Source organism: Pseudovibrio axinellae, assembly GCF_900110875.1.
Classification (GTDB): Bacteria; Pseudomonadota; Alphaproteobacteria; order Rhizobiales; family Stappiaceae; genus Pseudovibrio; species Pseudovibrio axinellae.
Genome location: NZ_FOFM01000002.1, coordinates 202,329 through 221,633 on the forward strand (window position 1 = coordinate 202,329; position 19,305 = coordinate 221,633).

The 19,305-nt window shown below is 51.5% G+C and carries 19 protein-coding genes and 1 pseudogene; 7 read left to right on the plus strand and 13 right to left on the minus strand.

Annotated features, from left to right (window positions below; translation table 11 throughout):
- Nucleotides 1-14: 14 nt before the first annotated feature.
- On the minus strand, nucleotides 15-1,058 hold the full coding sequence (locus tag BMZ51_RS05870) for a DUF2125 domain-containing protein (RefSeq protein WP_068004723.1): 1,044 nt from the start codon (nucleotides 1,056-1,058) through the stop codon (nucleotides 15-17).
- 96 nt (nucleotides 1,059-1,154) lie between these two features.
- On the opposite strand from BMZ51_RS05870, the gene BMZ51_RS05875 reads away from it, so the two are divergent.
- Nucleotides 1,155-1,679 (plus strand): gamma-glutamylcyclotransferase, encoded by a 525-nt coding sequence (locus BMZ51_RS05875; RefSeq protein ID WP_074881866.1) that lies wholly within the window; start codon nucleotides 1,155-1,157, stop codon nucleotides 1,677-1,679.
- Nucleotides 1,680-1,692: 13 nt separating this feature from the next.
- On the opposite strand, the gene BMZ51_RS05880 is transcribed toward BMZ51_RS05875, so the two are convergent.
- The 5 genes from BMZ51_RS05880 to ftsE form a co-directional block, all read right to left on the minus strand.
- Nucleotides 1,693-2,064, minus strand: coding sequence for a hypothetical protein (locus BMZ51_RS05880; protein WP_208979323.1), 372 nt, complete (start codon nucleotides 2,062-2,064; stop codon nucleotides 1,693-1,695).
- A 157-nt stretch (nucleotides 2,065-2,221) separates the two neighbouring features.
- Nucleotides 2,222-3,001 (minus strand): lysophospholipid acyltransferase family protein, encoded by a 780-nt coding sequence (locus BMZ51_RS05885; RefSeq protein WP_068004722.1) that lies wholly within the window; start codon nucleotides 2,999-3,001, stop codon nucleotides 2,222-2,224.
- Between the two features lie 64 nt (nucleotides 3,002-3,065).
- Nucleotides 3,066-3,773 (minus strand): YdcF family protein, encoded by a 708-nt coding sequence (locus tag BMZ51_RS05890; RefSeq protein WP_208979324.1) that lies wholly within the window; start codon nucleotides 3,771-3,773, stop codon nucleotides 3,066-3,068.
- Nucleotides 3,774-3,875: 102 nt separating this feature from the next.
- Nucleotides 3,876-4,910 carry a cell division protein FtsX gene (locus tag BMZ51_RS05895; protein ID WP_068004720.1) on the minus strand — a complete coding sequence of 345 codons (1,035 nt, stop codon included), beginning with the start codon at nucleotides 4,908-4,910 and terminating at the stop codon, nucleotides 3,876-3,878.
- Between the two features lie 25 nt (nucleotides 4,911-4,935).
- Nucleotides 4,936-5,595 (minus strand): cell division ATP-binding protein FtsE, encoded by a 660-nt coding sequence (gene ftsE / locus BMZ51_RS05900; RefSeq protein ID WP_068004719.1) that lies wholly within the window; start codon nucleotides 5,593-5,595, stop codon nucleotides 4,936-4,938.
- Between the two features lie 424 nt (nucleotides 5,596-6,019).
- Here ftsE and BMZ51_RS05905 point away from each other — a divergent pair, with 424 nt between their 5' ends.
- The 3 genes from BMZ51_RS05905 to BMZ51_RS05915 are packed head-to-tail and all read left to right on the plus strand — an operon-like array spanning nucleotide 6,020 to nucleotide 7,934.
- Nucleotides 6,020-6,985, plus strand: a complete 966-nt coding sequence (locus tag BMZ51_RS05905) for a zinc-ribbon domain-containing protein (RefSeq protein ID WP_068004718.1) — start codon at nucleotides 6,020-6,022, stop codon at nucleotides 6,983-6,985.
- Nucleotides 6,982-7,527 (plus strand): hypoxanthine phosphoribosyltransferase, encoded by a 546-nt coding sequence (hpt, locus tag BMZ51_RS05910; RefSeq protein ID WP_068004717.1) that lies wholly within the window; start codon nucleotides 6,982-6,984, stop codon nucleotides 7,525-7,527. The genes BMZ51_RS05905 and hpt overlap by 4 nt, the downstream gene beginning before the upstream one ends.
- 14 nt (nucleotides 7,528-7,541) lie before the next feature.
- A complete protein-coding gene (locus BMZ51_RS05915) occupies nucleotides 7,542-7,934 on the plus strand; it encodes a response regulator (protein ID WP_068004716.1) in 393 nt (130 codons plus the stop codon).
- A 117-nt stretch (nucleotides 7,935-8,051) separates the two neighbouring features.
- Here the strand turns inward: BMZ51_RS05915 and BMZ51_RS05920 are convergent, their stop codons facing one another.
- Entirely contained in the window at nucleotides 8,052-8,957 is a 906-nt protein-coding gene (locus BMZ51_RS05920) for a LysR family transcriptional regulator (RefSeq protein WP_068004715.1), read from the minus strand.
- Nucleotides 8,958-9,026: 69 nt separating this feature from the next.
- Here BMZ51_RS05920 and BMZ51_RS24480 point away from each other — a divergent pair.
- A pseudogene (locus BMZ51_RS24480) lies at nucleotides 9,027-9,872 on the plus strand (DMT family transporter); the annotation flags it as partial.
- A gap of 100 nt (nucleotides 9,873-9,972) precedes the next feature.
- Here the strand turns inward: BMZ51_RS24480 and BMZ51_RS24485 are convergent.
- The 4 genes from BMZ51_RS24485 to argH all read right to left on the minus strand — a co-directional run bounded on the left by BMZ51_RS24485 (nucleotide 9,973) and on the right by argH (nucleotide 15,836).
- Nucleotides 9,973-12,609, minus strand: coding sequence for a TIGR02302 family protein (locus BMZ51_RS24485; RefSeq protein WP_068004714.1), 2,637 nt, complete (start codon nucleotides 12,607-12,609; stop codon nucleotides 9,973-9,975).
- A 98-nt stretch (nucleotides 12,610-12,707) separates the two neighbouring features.
- The gene (gene lysA / locus BMZ51_RS05935; RefSeq protein WP_068004713.1) at nucleotides 12,708-13,979 is read right to left on the minus strand and encodes a diaminopimelate decarboxylase; all 1,272 of its coding nucleotides are present in this window, start codon (nucleotides 13,977-13,979) and stop codon (nucleotides 12,708-12,710) included.
- 48 nt (nucleotides 13,980-14,027) lie between these two features.
- Complete coding sequence (gene lptM / locus BMZ51_RS05940; RefSeq protein WP_208979325.1) at nucleotides 14,028-14,282, minus strand: LPS translocon maturation chaperone LptM; 255 nt, start codon at nucleotides 14,280-14,282, stop codon at nucleotides 14,028-14,030.
- A 153-nt stretch (nucleotides 14,283-14,435) separates the two neighbouring features.
- Nucleotides 14,436-15,836, minus strand: a complete 1,401-nt coding sequence (gene argH / locus BMZ51_RS05945; protein WP_068004711.1) for an argininosuccinate lyase — start codon at nucleotides 15,834-15,836, stop codon at nucleotides 14,436-14,438.
- A 29-nt stretch (nucleotides 15,837-15,865) separates the two neighbouring features.
- Here argH and tlpA point away from each other — a divergent pair, with 29 nt between their 5' ends.
- A complete protein-coding gene (gene tlpA, locus BMZ51_RS05950) occupies nucleotides 15,866-16,549 on the plus strand; it encodes a thiol:disulfide interchange protein TlpA (protein WP_068004709.1) in 684 nt (227 codons plus the stop codon).
- A 39-nt stretch (nucleotides 16,550-16,588) separates the two neighbouring features.
- Here tlpA and BMZ51_RS05955 read toward each other — a convergent pair whose 3' ends face one another.
- Nucleotides 16,589-16,969, minus strand: a complete 381-nt coding sequence (locus BMZ51_RS05955; protein ID WP_068004707.1) for a VOC family protein — start codon at nucleotides 16,967-16,969, stop codon at nucleotides 16,589-16,591.
- Between the two features lie 88 nt (nucleotides 16,970-17,057).
- Entirely contained in the window at nucleotides 17,058-17,939 is an 882-nt protein-coding gene (gene tesB / locus BMZ51_RS05960) for an acyl-CoA thioesterase II (protein WP_068004706.1), read from the minus strand.
- A 112-nt stretch (nucleotides 17,940-18,051) separates the two neighbouring features.
- On the opposite strand from tesB, the gene BMZ51_RS05965 reads away from it, so the two are divergent.
- Nucleotides 18,052-19,293 (plus strand): ubiquinone biosynthesis hydroxylase, encoded by a 1,242-nt coding sequence (locus BMZ51_RS05965; RefSeq protein ID WP_068004704.1) that lies wholly within the window; start codon nucleotides 18,052-18,054, stop codon nucleotides 19,291-19,293.
- Nucleotides 19,294-19,305 lie beyond the last annotated feature (12 nt).

Genomic DNA, 19,305 nt, shown 5'->3' on the forward strand with positions numbered 1-19,305 from the left:
TTTGAAAGCGGCTCTTAGGAGCCGTTTTCTTTTAGGATCAGCTTTGGCACAGGTCCAAGATCAAAGAACGCGATGCGAGCACGACCATTTTCGATTGTAACGGGCAGCCTCAGCGTCGGGACCCCATTTTCAGCACTTCCCTTGCCAATGCTCATTGCCGTCTTCTGCAGCGCTTCAAGCGTCTTTGAGCCATGAGGAAACAGTGGCTTCAGCGCATCCTCAAGCTGATGAATGCCGGTAATCACCAGCGGCAGTGTCCCATTCAAACGGCCCTCCCGGTCAATCACCAAATCACCACCGGTTTGGATCGAAAACTCACCACTTTTGAGTTGCGCGCTTGAGACATTGACCTTTAGCTCTTCATCAACCATCAAATCAGCAATGTTGCTCACCTTACCATCAAGAAGCTGCGCGCCTGCTGGCAACTGCACGAGTAGGTTGATATCGAGCGGGACTGCACCAGTGGCATTTTCTGCTATCAGGCCTTGAACCAGCAAGGCTGCCTCAAGCGCATTCTTATCCCCTTCAAGGCGACGCAGATGCAGCTCGGTTAGATTAGCATCGAGCTTAACAGATTGGTCGCCGACCGTATAAGCCAGCTTTGGTTCCTTGAAAACAGCATCAATTTTCCCAGGTTTGCCATCTTGCGCAAGGACACTCGCCTGAGCAGTTTTCCAATTTGCAGAGTAAGCAGGACCCTTTTGACCAAAGTTTGCTTCAGCTGGGCTGATGGCCTCAAAAATCAGGTGGTTTGGATTATACGCCAGCGCAATACCGCGTAACTCCTTGATAAAGTACCACTCCCCATTCTTATCCATTCGAAATGGAGTACAGGTCAGCTCAAACCGGAACGGGTACCCACCGAGCGTTTGATCCCCACATTCAAGACTTCCACCGTCAGCTTCTGCAACCATCACGCCGTTGCGGATCACGTCAGAAACAACGCCGCGCCCAACTGCCCAATAGGCAGACCACCCGCCAATGATCAAGGCGACAAGGATCGCTAAAACGAAATACGCCGACTTTCTAGGGGGCCGGGATACTTTTGGTTCAGTCATCTACTCTCCGTTACCCTCACACATTGCTTGTGAGTTGCATGCTGATTACGAGCCTGTTAGGTCGTGTGTATCTTAGAATTCTACGAGAAAATAGCTATGCGAGATTTATGGATATTTGGCTACGGCTCGCTAATTTGGCGCCCCGGCTTTACGTTTGAGCAAGCTATTCCAGCAATCTTACATGGCGTGCATCGCTCGCTCTGCGTTTATTCTTGGGTTCACCGCGGGACGCAAGAGAACCCTGGTCTGGTATTTGGGCTGGATAAAGGTGGCGCATGTATCGGCAGGGCTTTCAGGATCGCCCCACAAAACTGGCAAGCCACACTTGAGTACCTTCGCGAGCGTGAGCAGCAAACAATGGTTTATCTAGAAGCACACCGTCGCGTTCGCCTGCTTGATGACGAAGGCACCAAAGTCAGGGCTGTCACCTTCGTTGCAGACCAAAAGCACGAGCAATATGCAGGTGCGTTACCGCTAGACAAACAATTGCAGATTGTAAAGGGAGCCGTGGGGCGGTCTGGCGCAAATCCTGAGTATGTACTCAACACGCACGCCCACATGAAGGAAATGGGGATCAAAGATCAAAACGTAGAATGGTTGGCACGACGGCTTGCTTTATAAGATCAAGCGCGACCTACTCGTCCTCTGGTTTGATATATGAAAAAATCCCCGTGCGCAGATCGTTATGAGCATGATCTCTCTCTACAGAGTCGGCAGCCAGAAGGTGGACGTAAGCCTCGTGTGACGACTTGATCACAGGCATTGGGTTCTTCTCATTCGGCATACCCATATACCCGAGCCAAATCACGGCTTCACTCTTCCCATCCTTAATCAGAACCAGATTTTCTGCATAGTCAGCCGTCTCCTCCGGAGAAATCCGGGTGAAGAGATACCTGTGCCCGGATGTACCAGACCAGTACTTGAACTGACTACCAGACCCTAGCTCTTCTGACACGCGCGCGGACGTGCCACCTGGCAAGTGATCATCAAACAACGAGTACTGCAACGCACTCTCCTGTTCTCTCCTGCTACTTCCCATAGTACTTTATAGAACAAACTGTGAACATATTACAAGTTGACCCAGAGCATTGTCAAAAAAGAAGCCTCCTTTAAGGCAAAGGCGGCTTTCTTTCCTCTAAACAACTGATTTCCACGCAAAATCTTTATTTTTTCTTATTTTCTGCCTGTAGTGCACGGGCTTCTTTGATGATTATGTTATCTGGCGTGGCTTTTTCAGCCTCATCAAGCAAGCGATCAGATGCCGTTTCAATCCGACCTTGGAGCAACTTGAAGAATTCCTCCGGCGGCAAACCCGGCTGAATTGGCTCAAGGAACTCTGCTGTCGCCGTACCTGGAAAACGGAAGAAACGACGCCGCGGCCAATAAACACCAGAGTTGATCGCGACTGGCACCACCGGACAATTCAGTGTCTTGTACAGGTGCACAATACCATACTTGTATTGCGGCTCAGCTCCAGCTGGACGGCGCGTGCCCTCTGGGTAGATGATGATATTGCGCCCCTCGGCAATCGCCTCAGCTGCTTTACGGGACATCTCCGTGAGCGCTTTACTCTTCCTACCCCGATCGACAGGAATCTGACGAAACTTCATGAGGTACCAGCCAAAGAAAGGAACCCAGCGCAGCTCCTTTTTAAGAATATATGTCGGCTGGTGACAGTATTCTGCCAGTGCAAAGGTTTCCCATGCGGACTGGTGTTTGGATACGATGATACAGCCCGTATCAGGGATATTCTCCAGGCCCCTAACTTCAGACTTCAAGCCCGCAACCCAATGCAACAGAAATTTCTCGGTACGGCTCCAAAATGAGAGAAGCCACCAGCACCACTTTGTTGGCAACAGAAAGAGAAACAGGCACGCCAGCATAATAATCAAAGTGCTGAGGTAAAAAAGAACGTTGAAGAGGATGGAACGCAGAACGATCATAGTACCTTCACAAACATATTCGAGTGGCCCAAGCCAATGCCAATTTAGAACTTACTTCGCGAATCTAAGAGAGTCGGTTTACAGGAAACACGACATCCAGCTCAACCCGCAGTCGAACGAGGATATACTTCACATATTCGCGTAGGAGAAGCTTTGTTATCGAAGAACTTTCATACCACCGCTCTAAATCCAGCTCTCTGTGGTAGACAGGGCTCGGATAAAGGCTCGCATTTGGTAGGCGAACCTGCAATTCCGCCAAGGCTCTAGGCATATGATAAGCGCTAGTCACAACCAAAAGTGAATTAAATTGATTTTCTCGAACCCAGCTCGCTGTTTCCTCAGCGTTTCCGATCGTATTCTGTGCTTTTCTGTCCAAATCAACACAGCAATCAAACAACCACATCCGCTTGGAGTTCATGCGAGCGATCTGTTTTGCACTGGTTGACGGGTGTACACCGGAGATAAGAAGCCGCTTCGCGCTCCCAGTCTCCAGAAGGTCCAGACTTTGCGAAATCCGGTCGCGACCACCTGTCAGCACAACAATACCGTCTGCATGTTTGGGAACAACAGTTTGCACGGCAGGCTGCAACACTTCCACAAACCACAAGAACCCGCCGATAAAAGAAATCGCGCACACACAGCAAATGAGGAGAAAAAAGCGAACGGCTCCGCCGACAAACCAAGGCCAACCAGAACGTTTCTCAGAACCGATTGCAGCCGGACCTTGCTCCCCGGATTTTCTTATATTTGCCGCTGAATCGCGCGTATTCAATGAATGCTCCCTGATACGGCTACTACAGTTATAGCCACAAACTTGAACAAGAATTTTCCTGACTACATATCAGAATTGGCAAAAATAGGAAGAATTCGGACCTTAATCCATATTTCCCAAATGTCTGTGGACAGCCAGACGAGATGTGAGTGCAGTCAACACGGCGACCAGCACCACAACAGCAACAATACCAAGATACCCGATTGCACTCACCTGCGCGGAGCCAAACAGCGCCTGCACCTGATTACCACTGACTGAGCTAATATCGCCGCCCCCAAAAAAGCCGATGATCAGAAAGCTGAGTGCAGCCATCATTCCACCAAAGATACCACCTTTTAGGCCCAGCCACAAAAAGTGTCGCTGAAACTCAGAAGCAATAAAACCAATCTCCGCGCCAACGAAATGCAACACCTCAACAACATCCTTGTTGCCGGACATAGCAGCTTGCGTTGCGAAAATAACTGAGAGCACCATAGAAAACAGAACAAGCACCAATATACCGAAACCAGCCAGCACGGCCGTATTTGCCATTGCTGAAAGCTGGCGGTTCCAAACCCGGTGGTCATCAACCGATGCCGCGCGAATATCCTGCTCAATCTGGTTTTTCATTGCCGGTAGATCCAGCAATTCAGGGTCACTGATCTCCACCAGCACCAAACGCGGAATCGGAAGCTCTTCCAGCTCCAACCCCTCACCCAGCCAGGGCTGAAGCAGGCCTTTGGTTTCCTCATCAGAAAGCGCACGCGCATCCCCAACTCCAGGGAACTCGCGCACCAACGCAAGAGTACGGTCAATCTCAAGCAGCATATTGACGCCATCTGCTGGTCGGATCTGCACCGTCACCTCACGTACAAGATCGTTGGTCCAGTCATTGGCTGCGTCATTGACAATTGCAACGAAACCCACGGTCAGGCAGGCAAGGAAGCTCATGATCGCCACAACAAGCATCAAAGCTTGTCCCGAAATAGCTTGAGGTGGAACAATTGGAGCTGTTTTTTCTCTAAGGCTAAATCTCAGATTAGAAGATTTCGGGCGCGTAGCTTTTTTGACCGGGCGCTTTGCCTTCTTCTTAGGCGTCGCCGCTCTGGCCCCATCCGGCCTTCTCGCCTTAACTGTCGCACGCTTTGCGCCGGTCATGGGCGGATCTCTTCTTTGCTGAGTATCAGACATGAACAGCCAGCCGCCCGTCGTTGAGAATAAGATGTCGAGCTTCAATCTGCTCTAGCAAATGAAAATCGTGCGTTGCGATGACCACGGAAGTTCCAAGCCTGTTCAACTCAATAAAGAGTCGTAACAGCCGGCGTGCAAGAGGAGGGTCAACGTTACCCGTTGGCTCATCTGCCAACAGCACCTCAGGCCGCGTAATCAAAGCGCGCGCGATGGCTGCGCGCTGCTTTTCGCCCCCTGATAGAACCGGCGGCAACACATGCATGCGGTCGCCAAGCCCGACCCACTTCAACAAATCGATTACATCTGGACGATATTCGGATTCAGATTTCCCTGCGACACGGTGCGGTAAGGCAACGTTTTCGTAAGTCGTTAAATGGTCCAGCAAACGAAAATCTTGAAAAACAACGCCAATTCGGCGGCGCATAGAAGGCAACTCTGCCTTCGCTAACTTGGTGGTATCTTTACCAAAAACTGAGATCAGTCCACGTGTGGGGCGCATAGAGAGAAACAACAAACGCAAAAGACTCGTTTTCCCCGCGCCCGAAGGGCCAGTGAGAAACTGAAAAGACTGCGGCTCAATGGAAAAGGTCAAATCCCGAAGGACTTCAGGGCCCATTCCATACCGAAGCCCCACATTCTCAAAGCGTATCACCGAAAATTCCCCTAGCAGACGTATGGTTTTGCCCTATCAGCAGAATGAGGCCAAACTCGTTCAAATTACTCTAAAAAATAATCATCTCGTGTTCAATTTAGTTCGACACTTACCCCGGCAAATTTATGCGAGCCTGTTCCTTTAGACATCCAAATAACAAATTAACACTTCATTAAGAAAATAAATGCCCTCATAGCTTTGGGAAACTCAATTTCAGGGACTTAATCTGACATGAAACCCCTGCATTTAGGCTGGTCAAAGCCTTAGGTTTTGGCTACTTGTGCGTATTGTGCATATTTGGTGGCTCTGAGGCGTATTTTTAAAAAGAACCTTTGGTTTTTTAAGCTAGAAACACGCGAAAATGAAGGATTAAAGCAGTTTACCTGAGGTTATTTGACGGCAAACTTCTTTTGGATCGCACTCGATGAAAATTATCTGCCCACAATGTAATACTGCCTATAAAATTCCCGCCGATAAAGTTGGCGAAACCGGTCGCAAGGTGAAGTGCGCAAGCTGCAATCACATTTGGCAGGTTGCGTCCAAGGTAGAAGACGAGTGGGCTATCGAGCTCAATGGAAATACCGAAGTACACAACAATTCAACACCAATTAACGAACGCGCAGAGCCGTTTTTCTCTCAAGGCTTTGACGAAAGTGCCTTAGCTGGAGCAAATAAACGAGCCTCTCGCCATGTCGCCTTTTCTGATGACGACCTTGGCATCGGCTCTAAAGAAGTGTCTTCAGATTCAATCAGTTCTAAGGATAAGCCAACTGGCCCACAATCCTCTGGTCCTGGCGATGAGCCCAATGAAACTCCGCAGGATTCGACCAGTGCAGATGAGGAACCCTCAAAGGAAAAAAACCAATCTGAGGGCACCCCACAAAAGCCTAGGGCACGAACTGGAAAAAAAACCAAGTCAGCGCGCAAATCAGGTGCTATAAGCGCGAAAGGCCTGCTGGGAGCAAGTCTTCTTACTATGTCACTCGCACTCTGTTTTACAGCTGTGCAATATCGTGAATCATTAGTAAGAGCCTTCCCCGATTTGGCTGGTCTTTACCAGTTGGCTGGTATGACCGTAAATCTGCGTGGTCTTGTTTTTAAAGATCTGAGAACCTTCCGTGAGGTTGACGATGGTTCCCTAATACTCGTTGTAGAAGGGGCTGTAGAAAACATCACTGGAAGTGAGACGTATATTCCAGCCATCAAGCTGGCGCTGCGCTCTCAAGACACACAAGAGATACATTCCTGGATTGTGGAACCGCAACAAGAGCGGCTTGCACCAGGAGACAGAACACGGTTCAGAACTCGGCTCGACAATCCACCAGAGCGAGCCGCCGACATTCAATTGCGCTTTATAGAGCGCCAGAAAAAAAGAGCGAGCATTAGATGACCGGTAATCCGGAAATCCGCGTGCTGTTTGATGAAGAAGCAATTGCGACGCGTGTAGACGCCATTGCAACTGCTATCGCGCAGGACAATCCTCACAACCTACTTGTTATAGCAGTGCTGAAAGGAAGTTTTATTTTTGCAGCCGACCTTGCCCGTGCATTGCATAAAGCAGGTTCCGCTCCGGAAATGGAATTTTTACACCTTTCGAGTTATGGAAGTGGAACGGTATCGTCTGGAGAGATCAAAGTACTCCGCGATGTCGAAAGCGATGTGTCTGGAAGAGACGTCATTTTGGTAGATGACATTCTCGAATCTGGCCGCACTCTAAAGTTTGCACGCGACATGATCGCCGCACGTGGAGCCAAGTCTGTCCGGATCGCTGCACTTCTGGACAAACCGAACCACAGGAAAGCTGACGTTAAATCGGATTACACGGGCTTCAATTGTCCTGATAAATTCGTTGTCGGTTACGGTATGGACATGGGGCATGCATGGAGACAGTTACCTTTCATCGGCTATGTGCCGCAGGAAGGTGACGACTAACGAGGGGGGCTAAAATGGCTCACATACTCCTGACGGAAGACGATGATGCAGTCCGCGCCTTTGTAAAACGCGCATTGGAGCTGGACGGGCACAAAGTAACCGCTGTGGAAGATGGCGCCGAAGCCGCTCTTGTTTTGCTGCAACAGCAAGGTAAGTTCGACCTTCTTCTCTCCGACATTAGAATGCCGGAAATGGACGGGATCGAACTTGCAATGCAAAGTAGCCAACGTTACCCCGGCCTGCCGATCCTTCTGATGACTGGTTATGCTGATCAGCGTGAACGCTCTGAAGAAGTCGGCAAATGCGTGAAAGACGTTCTGACGAAACCATTTTCATTGGTTGAAATCCGCAAGGCAGTTTCAGTTGCCCTTGCTGATGAAAGCTCAGAACAAACCGCCGTCGCATAACAGCCCGGAACACTTCCAAGAATTTTGAACGCGATCACTCCCTGAGCGATCGCGTTTTGCATTGACACAAACCCCTCAAAAACACGCGTTCTTAGCGCCTCAAAAACGTCAATGAAATCAGACCAGCTCTTTAATTTGAAATGCAGACGCCAGCACTATTGAAACAAAAGCCTTCGCTGTTTGGCTTCCATCATCGGCCAGATAGACATTCGTCTCGGGCAACGCAGGAAGGCCATAGTCTGCTGGCACTTCGACCAACTCCTGACTAACAAGCGATCTCGGCAACGCTGCAATGGCCAGATCCCCTCGCAATGCCGCAACCTGCCCCATCGAAGTATCGCTGGAATAGGCAATCCGATAGTCACGCTCTGCAGTTTGCAGCGCCGATAAAGCTGCCTCTCGCCATGCACAGCCAACTTCGGAGATCGCCAGCGGCAACGGTTCGCGTTCAACGGCACGCCCACCCTTCCTCATCAGCCACATAAGCGGCTCAGAATACAACCGATGAACTTGAAAATCGGGTTCAGTTGCTTCATTGAAAAGCGCAAGATTGGCCTCTCCGGCATCAAGCAAACTTTGCACGGCATGACTGGTATCTAAGCGAACATCGACAATGATACCCGGGTGGGTTTCTGATAGCCCTCGCAAAAGACCGGGAACCAGCGAAACACCAAGATCATGCGGTGCCGCCAAACGCAAGTGACCAGTAAGCGCAGAGCCTTTAAAGGCCGCGATAACCTCATCGTTGAGCCCTAACATTTTACGCGCAAAGCTTAGCAGGATCTCGCCGTCTTCAGTCAAACGAACATGACGAGCGTCTCTGGACATCAGCTTAGCGTTAAGCAGCTCTTCCAATTTCGTAATCTGAAGACTTACAGCAGATGGAGACCGGTGCACGCGGGTCGCAGCGCGCCGGAACGTGCCAGTTTCACAAATCGCAACGAAAGTCCGCAGGGCATCCAGATTGAGCGTCCGGCTTGCCCGCACCAAATTCTGCTCCAATGTTGAGAATACCTGATCCATAAGTTCGGAACCTACCGTTTTTCTAAACCTGGGTCAAAGCCTATACTCCCACGAGACAGGGAGAGCCGGATGACCACTCACCACAACAACTACATTCAAGGTACCTTTTGGGCACTCACCGCCGTCCTTATATGGGCCGGATCTCTGGTCCTGATGCGGCTTGGGGTGACAACGAGCTTGAATGCTTACGACCTCACCGCACTGCGCTTTGGCACAGCGGCAATGCTTCTTATACCTGTCATACTCAAGCATGGCTTTGCGTATGACAGGCTGAAGCTGCGGGGCATCGTTTTGATAGTCACCTGCTTTGGCGCACCCTATATTTTGTTAATATCCTTCGCCTTAACCACCGCATCAGCCACCGCTGGGGGCGCAATAAACCCCGGCTTCATGGCCGTCATCACAGTCTTTCTGGCACCGCAAGCCTTTAAGACGAGGATAGGTCGGGCACAGCTCCTCGGGATTGGGCTTATCCTCATGGGCGTGCTTTTTACGATAAGGCATGAGGAAAGTGGTCTTCCAATCGGCCCTGCTCTTTTCGTCCTGACGGGCAGCCTATGGGCACTTTATGGACTAACCGTCCGCAAAGCCAAAATCCTGGCACTCCACGCAACCGCTATCGTTGCTGTTGGGTCTGCGCTTTTTTACCTCCCGCTCTACATTATCGCTCTACCCAAGCAAATCTCCACTGCATCCGCGCGGGACATCCTCTTACAGCTGGGGTTTCAGGGCGTATTGGTCAGCGTCGTCGCGGTGTATTCCTTCAATCGCTCTGCCGAACTTTTGGGGCCGGTGATGGGCGCAACGCTTCCAGCCCTCATTCCAATTGCCACACTGGGAATTGGAGCAGTGGTTTTGCACGAACCTGCAGGCACGGGTGAAATCACAGTCGCAACAACCATTGGCTTAGGTGTCGCCCTGATCCTCATCGGTCGCAAACCCAAATTCAAAGAAAAAGCGATTTTGCAGGAGGCGCAGCCTCCACTAAAGGCGAGCTCACCGAAGCGTAGCCAACTCAATAGCGCTTCATCAGCCGCTCTAAATATTCCAGCTCCAGCTGTGGCCGCTCGGGATCAGAAAGGCGGCGGCGGAGTTCTTCAAGGATGCGCCGCGCCCGCTGAACCTCTATCTCGTCGGGAACCTTCACCTGACTGCCAAACTCAGGCCCCTCAACACGGCGCATCCGACCCAGCGGGTCTTCATTGAGCGGCGCGTTGGCAGACTGCCCTCGCCCGCCGTTTTGGCCTGCCAGCTGCTCAGCAAGCGACTGCGCCCCTTTGCGCAAAGACTCCAGCGCCTGGCTCTGTTCAGAAACCGCCTCGTCCGCTTGTTGTGCCCCAAGCGCCTCGCCTGCTTCTTCCATGGAGTTTCCAGCACTGTCGAGGTCTTTGCTTGGCTTGGCCCCGTTATTCGCCATGCTATCGAGCAGTTTTTGCAGTTCGTCAGAAAGGTTTCGTTGCTGCCTTTGAAGTTGGCGGAAAGCTTGCTCAGCCTCCTCGTCACTCATCTGATCAGCCGGGCTCCGCTTCCCATTTGGTCTGTTTGCGCGCGGATTTTGGCCATCAGGATCAAACTTATGCGTCTCATCCATCAAATTGCGCTGCTTTTCGATCATGTCGCCCAGGCCTTCTAAAGCTTGCAGCATCTGTCGTTGCTGTTCACTTGGCGTTGGTTGTTGCTGCGCATTTTGCATGTTCTCCAGCATCTGCTGCATTTGCGCCAACAGCTCGCGGGCAGCTTCCAAAGAACCGGTTTTGGCGAGTTCTTCCATACGGCGCAGCATGTCATCCAAATCACGAGGCGTAATCTGCTGAGCATTTTCATTCATCGGCATTTGGCCAAGCTGCTGCGGATTGTCCTTCATTTGTTGCGCCATCGACTTCAAGTAATTATCCAGTGCCTTGCGCAAATCACTCATCAATTCAGCGATTTCCTGCTCAGAAGCGCCCTGCTCCAAAGCGCGTCGCAAGGCTTCCTGTGCCTCTCGCAAAGCTCTCTCGGCTGCAGAAAGCCCGCCATCCTCAATGGTGAGCGCCACATTCCAAAGCACATCCAACATGGTGGTGAGTTGTTCATCTGTGTTGGCGGCAACAAGCTCACTATACGCAAACCGCAGCGGCAAATAAGAGCCTGCATCGTTGATGAAACGCTCTGGTGCAATCATCACCATATCCAGCGCATCAACAACCTGAGGGTAACTCTCCACGTTCATCGCAAGTTTACGCCGTTGCTCAACCACTGCACGCGCTAAAGGCTTGTTGAACCGTCTCTCAGGCAGCTTGATATACACGGGCTGCGAGCGCCCTTCCTGCTCGGCCTCATCCCGGGCCACAAGCACAAGAGCAACCTCAGACCCAGCCCACGGATGCGCTGTCAGGTCTTGATAGGTCTGCCCCACAGACATGCTCGCATCTTTGGGCGGCAAGCTCAGGTTAAATCGGGGCGCCTCAACCAGAGACCGGCCCGGCTCATCATTTGCATCGCCACGCTGCACTTTTTCCATGATTGCTTCGGCAGAAACCACGCGGTAGTCATCTTGAACCAGATAAGTCAGCTTAAGGCTGCCAGAAAGTTGCTCCTCCGGGTCGTCAAACAAGCGAATACGGGGCGGTAAGTCCGGGCGAATGGCAATCTTCCAGGAATATTGCGGCGACCCATCTTGCAAGATCTGTAAACGTCCACTCGCATTCAGCGGAAACCGCCATTCAGTGCTCTTCAGCTCCTCTGAGGTTTCACCAGCTCTTGTTTGCTCCCGTTCCGGCTCCACAAACTCCTGCCCGCGGGCAGAGAAGTAGACAACCGAGAAATCACTGGTTCCCTGTGCCCGCACTAGCACCTCACTTCCACTCGCAATGGAAAGCGCGTCATCCACGTCACGAAGTTGATTTGCATCTCCGCTCAAGAACACCGGAGCCTCTCCAGTGTAGGGAGGCGGCGTTATCCAGGCATCAATTCTTGCAGATATGACAGTTCCAACACTTTGAGACTGGAAAGGTAGGAGAAGATTCGACCATCGGTTCGCATCCGAAATGGAATATCCAACCACGAGCAACATAACGGCAAGAACTCGTAGCCCGTAAGGGTCCTTTGTAAAACCGCGAGGGTTTACGCCGCCTACTCGCAGGTTTTTCAGTCGCTCGCGTAAACGCTTTTGGTGCACAGCCCAAAGAGCAAGGGCTGCTTCATCGTCTGTGCCTGTTGCCTGCTCATCGTTGTAGGAGAGCAAGGGCCTGTGTAGTAAGTCGCTTGCAATCTCAACTTTGCGCAACCCCTCCGCTTCATCAGGAAGTTTCAGGTTTAACAGCGGATAGCAGCTCCACATGAACCCGGCAAGCAAGGCAATAGAACCGAAAGCTGAGAGATAAAAACCAAGCAGCTGCCAAACCCCAAGAAAGCTCAGGGCCACATAAAAGCAGGAAATAATCAATGGAATCTGCGCAACGGGCCAGAACCGCTCCCAAAACAAATACAGCCGAGCTTCAAAAGCCAGCCTCTTCAATCTGTGGGGGAGTTTTTGAGAAAACAGGTATTTCCAGAAAGCGATAGTCTCGGCATTTTCGCCGCAGTGCCCATCATGCCCTCGCAAATCATTTGCTGAAGCAATGACATTCTCAGGGGTGTTGTTAGCGCTATTCTCTTTCTGATGCGTCACTTAGGCCTCGCTAATCGCCGCCTGCCTTTTTTCTTTTTAGCATACGGCGATTAACGTCTATCGACAATCTGGCAAACCTTAGGGGCTTCTATATAAGGTTAAGCCTTTTCAACCCAGTTAGGCACAACGTCCTGGTTGAGCAATTCATCATAGCTCTGGCGCTGACGAATAATGGCAAACTTATCGCCATCAACCAAAACCTCTGGCACCAGCAGGCGTGTATTGTACGTACCAGACTGCGTCGCGCCATAAGCGCCGGCAGAGTAGACAGCCAGCAGGTCGCCTTCTTCAAACTTCGGCATTTCGCGGTCACGAGCAAGGTAGTCGCCAGTTTCACAAACCGGACCAACAACATCAGCGAGCATAGTTTCACCGTTTTGTCGCTCTTCACTCACTGCACCAATATCATGGTGTGCTTCATAAAGCGTTGGGCGGATCAGATCGTTCATTGCTGCATCAACAATGACGAAATTCTTCGCTTCGCCTTCTTTACGGTAGATCGTTTCGGTAACGAGAATACCCGCATTTCCGGCGATCAGGCGTCCAGGTTCGGTGATAAGCTTCACACCAAGACGCTCGATATGCTTACGAACAATCTTTGCGTACTCTGTTGGCAAAGGCGCTTCAATGCCGCCGCCGTAAGGAATGCCAAGACCACCGCCCACATCAAGGTGTTCGATCTCGATACCATCTTCCTTGAGCAGCCCAATCAACACACCAAGGCGTTCCAGTGCATCATCGAATGGCCCAAGCTCAGTGATCTGAGACCCAATATGCATGTCCATACCGGTCACTTTCAGGCCCGGCAGTTGCGAAGCTTCTTTGTAAGCAGCGCGCGCATGGTCCCAGGCAATGCCAAACTTATTTGCAGCCAAACCGGTAGAGATCTTGGCGTGGGTCTTTGCATCCACATCTGGGTTGATGCGCAAAGAGATCGGTGCAACCTTGCCCATCTCTGTGGCGACCGCAGAAAGACGCCTCAGTTCTGGTTCGGATTCCACATTGAAACAAAGGATGCCAGCATCCAGCGCAAAGCGCATTTCCTGACGAGTTTTGCCAACGCCGGAGAACACAACCTTGTTTGCAGGAATACCCGCTTTCAGCGCACGGCGCAGTTCCCCTTCAGAAACAACATCCGCACCAGCGCCAACCTTAGCCAGCACTGTCAAAATGGCGATATTGGAGTTCGCCTTCATTGCATAACAGGTCAGGTGCTCTATGCCATCAAACGCACCATCAAAAACCTTGAAGTGACGTTCAAATGTTGCGCGGGAATAGCAGTAAAATGGTGTACCAACGTCCGCCGCGATGTCAGTCAGCGCAACGTCTTCAGCGTGAAGCACGCCATCCTTAAATTCGAAGTGGTGCAATGTAAGTCCTCTGCGCTGGTCCTACCCTCGCGGGTTTAGCAAACCAGTTTAAAAATTGAAGTCGGGATCGCTGCTATCCGCACCAATCAATGGATCCAGAAACAGGCTTTCATCCTTGTCACCTGGAACCTGAGGAACAGGAGCATCATTCAGGGGCGGCGTTGCACCATCTGCACTCGCCTGAGCCTGACTTGGTGATTCCAAGCTGCCTTTACGCCCACACGCCGAAACACTCAGACCAAGCGCAACAATTGTGAGGCCAATCAGAAGTTTGGAACTACGGCTTTTTGTAATAACTGTCATGCCTTGCAAGCTCATTGTTGTCTGCTCCAACTTGGATGGTCTTCCCAAACCAGAAATCCTACCTAATGACCGGCTCAGTCAAGCCCAAGCCGGTTCTCTGCATCATTTCTGCACCGGAACACCAGTGACTGCAAGATCATCCGAAGAACAGGATTACTTTTCTGTCTTCTGCTCTCGTTCAAGCTGCTTAAGCCAACGGCGAGATTGCTTGCGCACATTCACCGGGCTTGTGCCGCCGTATGAAACACGACTGCGAACAGATTTATCAACGGAAAGAACGCTGTAGATGTCATCTGTTATTTTCGGCTCAACACTTTGCATCTCTTCAAGCGTCAGGCGGTGAAGCTCCACCCCTTTGTCGACAGCTATCTTAACAAGTGCACCAGTTACATGGTGAGCATCACGGAAAGGCATGCCAACAACACGAACACACCAGTCCGCCAAATCGGTCGCAGTCGAGTAACCAGAACCAGCAGCTTTCTTTAGCGTTTTCACGTTTGGCTCAAGGTCGCGCATCATACCGGTCATCGCAGCAAGAGCGAGCGAAAGGTTCGGCAACGCATCAAATGCCTGCTCTTTATCTTCCTGCATGTCTTTCGAGTACGTCAGCGGAAGACCCTTCATCATCACAAGAAGAGAGTTCAAAGCACCGTAAATACGGCCCGTTTTCGCGCGAATAAGCTCAGCAGCATCCGGGTTCTTTTTCTGCGGCATAATGGAAGAGCCGGTCGAGAACTTGTCAGAAAGCTTGATGAAACCGAACTGTGCAGAACACCAAATCACAATCTCTTCAGCCAGACGAGACAAATGCATTGCACAGATAGACGCATCCGCTAACGCTTCAATGGCAAAGTCACGGTCAGAAACTCCGTCCAAAGAGTTGGCTGTTGGGCGGTCGAACCCAAGCGCGGCAGCCGTCATTTCGCGATCAATCGGGAAAGAGGTGCCAGCAAGAGCGGCACAGCCAAGCGGGCTTTCGTTCATCCGAACACGCGCATCTTGAAGGCGCGAGCGGTCGCGGGAGAACATTTCCACATATGCCATCAGGTGATGACCAAATGTCACAGGCTGAGCAGACTGAAGGTGCGTAAAGCCCGGCATCACGACCGCAGCATGTTCCTCAGCCTTCTCGGAAAGCGCCTGCATCAGGTCTGTCACCTGCGCCTCAAGATCGTCAAGGGAATCGCGGACCCATAAGCGGAAATCGGTAGCTACCTGGTCATTTCGGGAGCGACCCGTATGAAGCCGGCCAGCCGTCGGGCCGATCAATTCCGCCAAGCGCGCTTCGATATTCATGTGAATGTCTTCAAGCGCACGAGAGAAGGTGAAAGTGCCGCCTTCGATCTCTGACAAAATTGTGTCTAGACCCTGAGCTATCTTTTCGGCATCTTCTGCGCTAACGATGCCCTGTGACGCCAACATGCTAACATGAGCCTTGGACCCGGCTATGTCTTGTCGGTAGAGCTTTCGATCAAAATCGATGGAAGCGTTGATCTCTTCCATGATTGCGTCTGGCCCTTCCGCAAAACGGCCCCCCCACATGCGGTTGCTCATGTCTAGCCTCATTATGATTTGGGTTTAATATGAAGAAACTGACAGTTACCGGAAAGTTCAGCCTTGGAAAAGGGCTTATTGTAGCATTCGCGGGATTTGTCGTCGTAGGTGGAGCCGTATGGGCGCTTAATCAGCAAAAAAGCGCTGAACCACAAGCCCTCGCCTGCGCTTCTTCAATGAATACAGCAAAAAATCTCAAGAGTTTGACCACCGGCGAAATGGCGTCTTTTCTGCCCTCACAGAAGCCTTTGAACCTCTCACAACTGAAATTCAACGATGCCGACGGCAATCTGATCAAAATGTCAGATCTTAAGGGCACCAAACTGCTCAACCTGTGGGCCACCTGGTGTGCCCCATGCCGCAAAGAAATGCCTCACCTTGATAAGCTCCAGCGCGAAGCCGGTGACGAGGCATTTAACGTGATTGCTGTGAATATGGACCGCGGTGAAAATAATCCAAAGCCGCTGACATTCCTCAGTGATATTGGCGTGACGGATCTCGCATACTTCTCAGATCACACCATGGCCACGTTCAACAACCTACGTGCCAAGGGCAAGGCACCGGGCCTGCCAAGCACAATCATGATTGGCGAAGACGGCTGCGAAATCGGCACCATGTTCGGCCCCGCGGACTGGGCATCCCCTGAAGCCTTTACGCTGGTAAATGCAGCACTGGCCGGACAGAAAGAAGATCAGACCGCCCAAGCCAATTAAAGAACTGATGAGCCTACCTCAAAATTCTTGGGGCAGGCTCTAACTCACATTTGTTGTATCCGTTGCGCACACCCGCAGCCGATGTCCATCTGGATCAACAGCAACAAACGTATACCCAAAATCCAGATCAACCGGTTCCATGAGTATTGAAATGCCCTTCTCTTTCCAAACGGTAAAAACCTGATCGACCTTTTCACGGCTAACATCGCTCAGTGACAGCTCAAACCCTCCAAAGGATGGTTCAGGCTTAGGATCAATGCCCTGTGCAAATTGCAACCCGAGAGTGACATCTTCTCCCAAAGAGAACAGCGAAAATTCCTGAAACCTCTCGATCGGACCGCTTTGCAGAACATCCGAATAAAACTCAGTGCTTTTCTCAACGTCGTCGACATAGAGAATAACGCTATTGGGCTTAAACATACTCACACCCCGTTATCTTGAAAATCAAAGAAACAAACAGATTGCTGCAATCTCAGAATAGCCCCTGCACCAAGAAATATCTTTGATCTTACCCCTTACCCGGGACCGGGCGTTCTCTCATTCTCATCAAACCTTCCTGCACAGCAGAAGCGACGAGAACGCCGTCACGCGTATACAAGCTGCCACGGCTAAATCCGCGTCCTCCGGCAGAGCGTGGGCTGTCCTGCGTATAGAGCAGCCATTCATCACAGCGAAAATCACTGTGGAACCACATGGCGTGATCCAGACTTGCGACCTGCAAGTTTGGCACAAACACATTGATGCCATGGGGGAACAGAGCCGTGTCCAGCAAGGTCATATCTGAAGCATAGGCCAGAACACACTGGTGAATACGAGGATCATCCGGCAGTTTTGCAGCGGCACGCACCCAGACATGCTGCACAGGCTCCTGCTTTTTGCGAGAAAAGTACTGCCCCAGATCCAGCGGACGCAGTTCAATCGGGCGCTCACGCTTCCAGTATTTTTGAACAGGCTCTGGCGCTGTGGCGATCAACTCCTCGGAAATGTCAGAGATCGGCATCAAGTCTTCCGGCATCGGCACATCCGGCATTTCGATCTGATGCTCCAACCCCTTTTCCACGCGCTGGAAAGACGCGGACATAGAAAAGATCGCATGACCATGCTGGATCGCCACAACACGACGTGTCGTAAAGCTGCCACCGTCACGAATACGGTCGACCTCGTAGATGATCGGGATCTTCGGGTCGCCCGGCCGCAAGAAGTAGCCATGCAGGGAGTTTGCCTGCCGTTCCTCACCAACCGTACGCGAAGCCGCAACAAGCGCCTGACCGACAACCTGGCCTCCAAAAACGCGCTGCCAACCACTTTGCGGGCTTGTTCCTCGGAAGAGATTTTCTTCCAATTTTTCCAGATCCAAAAGGTCCAGCAAATTTTCAACAGCCTTCGTCATAGCAGACAAACCTATTTTTGTAGTGATTTCGATTGCATGTGAGTAGTGTGGCGCTATATCGATAGTGTCAACGGTTAATTGGGCTAACCGAGCGATTACAGGAAAGAGTTCTATGAGCAAGAAACAGGCTGCTACTAAGGATCTGTATGACGTTGCCATTGGTGGCGGTGGTTATGTTGGACTTACGCTGGCACTTGCTTTGAAGCAATCAGAACCCTCCATGAAGATCGCATTGGTGGACCTGCGCCCTCGCTCAGCAATTGAAAACGATCCACGCTCCTCGGCCATCGCCGCAGGTGCAGTTCGTATGCTGGAACAACTCGGCATCTGGCACCAACTGGAAGCAGAAGCCCAACCCATCAACGAGATGATCGTCACAGACAGCAAGCTGCACGACAGCGTCCGCCCTGTGTTCCTGACGTTTGCTGGTGATGTCGATGAAGGCGAACCATTTGCCCATATGGTTCAGAACAACCATATGGTCGGCGCATTGCATGATGCTGCCACGCAGGAAGGCGTTCACATCTTCGCGCCAGACAGCGTCAAAGACTTTGCAGTTGAACCTGCCAGCGTACAAATCACGCTTGGCGAAGGCAAAACGATCCACTCCCGCGTTATGATTGCCGCTGATGGTGTGCGTTCCAAACTGCGCGATCTGGCTGGCATCCATTGCAATCGCTGGAGCTATAATCAGAGCGGCATCGTCACCACCGTTGCACATGAGCGCCCGCACAATGGCCGCGCAGAAGAACATTTCCTGCCATCAGGTCCATTTGCAATCCTGCCCCTTAAAGGCAACCGCTCCTCCATCGTATGGACCGAAAAAACGGCAGAAGCCAACCGTTTGGTCAATGGCGACGAGTTCACCTTTGAAATTGAGCTGGAACGCCGTTTCGGTCATCACCTTGGCGAGGTTAAACTCGCAGGCCCACGTCAGGCCTTCCCGCTCAACCTCGTTCTGGCGCGTTCCTTCGTCTCTAACCGCTTCGCTCTTGCCGGTGATGCGGCACACGGTATTCACCCAATCGCTGGTCAGGGCCTCAATTTCGGCTTTAAAGATGTTGCCGCCCTTTCAGAAGTGCTGGTGGATGCGCACCGCCTTGGCCTCGATATTGGCGCAGCTCACATTTTGGAGCGCTATCAGAGCTGGCGTCGCTTCGACACATGGCAGATGGGCATGACCACCGACGTGCTTAACCGTTTGTTCTCAAACAACATTGACCCGGTCCGTGCAGTACGAGACATCGGCCTTGGCCTTGTTGAGCGCATGCCATTCCTAAAGAAGTCTTTCATTGGAGAAGCTGCTGGTATGGCCGGTCCATCTCCAAAACTTCTTATGGGTAACCCACTGTAATACAGTTCTGAA

Coding starts and splice junctions, on each gene's coding strand:
- BMZ51_RS05870 (WP_068004723.1), bottom strand. CDS start 1,058: ATGACTGAACCAAAAGTATCCCGGCCCCCTAGAAAGTCGGCGTATTTC.
- BMZ51_RS05875 (WP_074881866.1), top strand. CDS start 1,155: ATGCGAGATTTATGGATATTTGGCTACGGCTCGCTAATTTGGCGCCCC.
- BMZ51_RS05885 (WP_068004722.1), bottom strand. CDS start 3,001: ATGATCGTTCTGCGTTCCATCCTCTTCAACGTTCTTTTTTACCTCAGC.
- BMZ51_RS05895 (WP_068004720.1), bottom strand. CDS start 4,910: ATGACCGGCGCAAAGCGTGCGACAGTTAAGGCGAGAAGGCCGGATGGG.
- BMZ51_RS05905 (WP_068004718.1), top strand. CDS start 6,020: ATGAAAATTATCTGCCCACAATGTAATACTGCCTATAAAATTCCCGCC.
- hpt (WP_068004717.1), top strand. CDS start 6,982: ATGACCGGTAATCCGGAAATCCGCGTGCTGTTTGATGAAGAAGCAATT.
- BMZ51_RS05915 (WP_068004716.1), top strand. CDS start 7,542: ATGGCTCACATACTCCTGACGGAAGACGATGATGCAGTCCGCGCCTTT.
- BMZ51_RS05920 (WP_068004715.1), bottom strand. CDS start 8,957: ATGGATCAGGTATTCTCAACATTGGAGCAGAATTTGGTGCGGGCAAGC.
- lptM (WP_208979325.1), bottom strand. CDS start 14,282: ATGACAGTTATTACAAAAAGCCGTAGTTCCAAACTTCTGATTGGCCTC.
- argH (WP_068004711.1), bottom strand. CDS start 15,836: ATGAGCAACCGCATGTGGGGGGGCCGTTTTGCGGAAGGGCCAGACGCA.
- tlpA (WP_068004709.1), top strand. CDS start 15,866: ATGAAGAAACTGACAGTTACCGGAAAGTTCAGCCTTGGAAAAGGGCTT.
- BMZ51_RS05955 (WP_068004707.1), bottom strand. CDS start 16,969: ATGTTTAAGCCCAATAGCGTTATTCTCTATGTCGACGACGTTGAGAAA.
- tesB (WP_068004706.1), bottom strand. CDS start 17,939: ATGACGAAGGCTGTTGAAAATTTGCTGGACCTTTTGGATCTGGAAAAA.
- BMZ51_RS05965 (WP_068004704.1), top strand. CDS start 18,052: ATGAGCAAGAAACAGGCTGCTACTAAGGATCTGTATGACGTTGCCATT.